This is a genomic window from Actinomycetospora sp. (assembly GCF_055612215.1).
Genome location: NZ_JBVPVA010000172.1, coordinates 1 through 2035, shown reverse-complemented (window position 1 = coordinate 2035; position 2035 = coordinate 1). Strand labels below are relative to the sequence as shown.

Below are 2035 nucleotides of genomic sequence, written 5' to 3'. Positions count from 1 at the left end.
GCGTCAGCCCTGACGCGCGCCGGACTGCTCCTCGGACGAGCCGCCGCCGTCGTCCTCCTGGTAGTCCGGGTACGGGTCCGGCCCGGGCGGCGGCTCGATGATGCGGGCGCTCGAGATCATCATCATCATGAAGCCGAGCAGGAACAGCACGCCGTGCAGCACGTTGTCCGGGGTGTTCAGGTCCAGTGGCGACGGGTCCGAGCTCTCGATCGACGCCGCCGTCCCGACCCCGAAGAGGATCAGGTAGACGATCAACTGGGCGAGGGCGAATCCGCGCAGCGACTTCCGGCGTGCCAGCGCGGCGAACCCGAGCACCGCCGTGATCAGCAGGATCGTGCTGTGCGCGGGGTTGAGGCGCAGCGCGAGGAAGGTCTCCTCCGAACGGCCGAAGAAGCCGTCGCCGCTGCCGACGACGTAGCCCGCGACCGCCACGACGAGCAGGACCACCGACTGCCCGGCGAGCACCGAGCTCGCGATCCGGCCCAGCAGCCCCTCGTGCGGGACCGAGGGCTGCGGACGTCCCTGCTCGTCACGTCCGGCCTCGACGTACGGGCCGCCGCCCTCGGCGGACCGGCCCTGCGCGTCGTGCTGGGCGCGTTTCCCGGTATCGGGGTGGGCTTCCTCCCCGTTGCGCGCCGCGCCGGCACCGGGGTCACCCGACCCGGCGCCCGTGCGGTCCCGCGTGCCCTGCTGCCCGGCCCCCTGCTCCGTCATGGGCGCGGGGGTACCTCCGGACGGCCCAGTCACAAACGCCCTCCGGGGCGGAATGCGGGCCCTCGGCCGACCGTTGGAACGCACGCCTAGCATGAGGAGGAGCCCCCGACGGCCTGCGCGGCGTCCGTCGTTGTCGGTGCCCGGGGGTATGCAGGGCAGCACCACCCGCCCGCACCCGTGCCGCCCCAGGAGGCTCAAACGTGGCCGACCGCCTCGTCGTCAAGGGCGCCCGTGAGCACAACCTCACGGGCGTCGACATCGACCTGCCGCGCGACAGCCTCGTCGTCTTCACCGGACTGTCGGGCTCGGGCAAGTCGAGCCTGGCCTTCGACACCATCTTCGCGGAGGGCCAGCGGCGCTACGTCGAGTCGCTCTCCGCGTACGCGCGCCAGTTCCTCGGGCAGATGGACAAGCCCGACGTCGACTTCATCGAGGGCCTCTCGCCGGCGGTGTCGATCGACCAGAAGTCCACGAGCCGCAACCCGCGCTCCACCGTCGGGACCATCACCGAGGTCTACGACTACCTCCGGCTGCTCTACGCCCGCGCCGGCACGCCGCACTGCCCGACCTGCGGCGAGATCATCTCGAAGCAGACCCCGCAGCAGATCGTCGACCAGGTGCTCGAGATGGAGTCGGGCCGCCGGTTCCAGGTCCTCGCACCGGTCATCCGTGGTCGCAAGGGCGAGTACGTCGACCTGTTCTCCCAGCTGCAGGGCCAGGGCTACTCCCGTGTCCTGGTCGACGGCACGGTCTATCCGCTGGCCGACCCGCCGACGTTGAAGAAGCAGGAGAAGCACGACATCGCGGTGGTCGTGGACCGGCTCTCGGTCAAGGCCAGCGCCAAGCAGCGCCTCACCGACTCGGTGGAGACCGCGCTGCGGCTGGCCGAGGGCGTCCTCGTGCTCGACTTCGTGGACCTCGACGAGAACGACCCGGACCGCGAGCGCCGGTTCTCCGAGAAGATGGCCTGCCCGAACGGCCACCAGCTCGCCGTGGACGACCTCGAGCCCCGCGCCTTCTCGTTCAACTCGCCCTACGGCGCCTGCCCGGCCTGCACCGGCCTCGGCACCAAGATGGAGGTCGACCCGGAGCTCCTGGTCCCCGACGACGAGCTCTCCCTCGGCGAGGGCGCGATCGCGCCGTGGAACATGGGCCAGACCGCCGAGTACTTCACGCGGCTGCTGACGGCGCTCTCGGAGTCCGTCGGGTTCCGGATGGACACCGCGTGGCGCAAGCTCCCGGCGTCGGTGAAGAAGGCCGTGCTCTACGGCTCGAACGACCAGGTGCACGTGCGCTACCGCAACCGCTACGGCCGCGAGCG

The 2035-nt window shown here is 71.2% G+C and carries 2 protein-coding genes; one reads left to right on the top strand and one right to left on the bottom strand.

Going from position 1 to position 2035, the window contains the following annotated elements:
* Positions 1 to 3 precede the first annotated feature (3 nt).
* A complete protein-coding gene (locus tag AC0CYZ_RS04795) occupies positions 4 to 714 on the bottom strand; it encodes a DUF4383 domain-containing protein (RefSeq protein WP_472212859.1) in 711 nt (236 codons plus the stop codon).
* 200 nt (positions 715 to 914) lie between these two features.
* Here AC0CYZ_RS04795 and AC0CYZ_RS04790 point away from each other — a divergent pair.
* On the top strand, positions 915 to 2035 hold a 1121-nt coding region (locus AC0CYZ_RS04790; protein WP_472212857.1), incomplete at its 3' end, for a UvrA family protein.

Bases quoted from the DNA above. Each gene is read 5' to 3' on its own strand.
- AC0CYZ_RS04795 (WP_472212859.1), bottom strand. From the start codon at position 714: ATGACGGAGCAGGGGGCCGGGCAGCAGGGCACGCGGGACCGCACGGGC.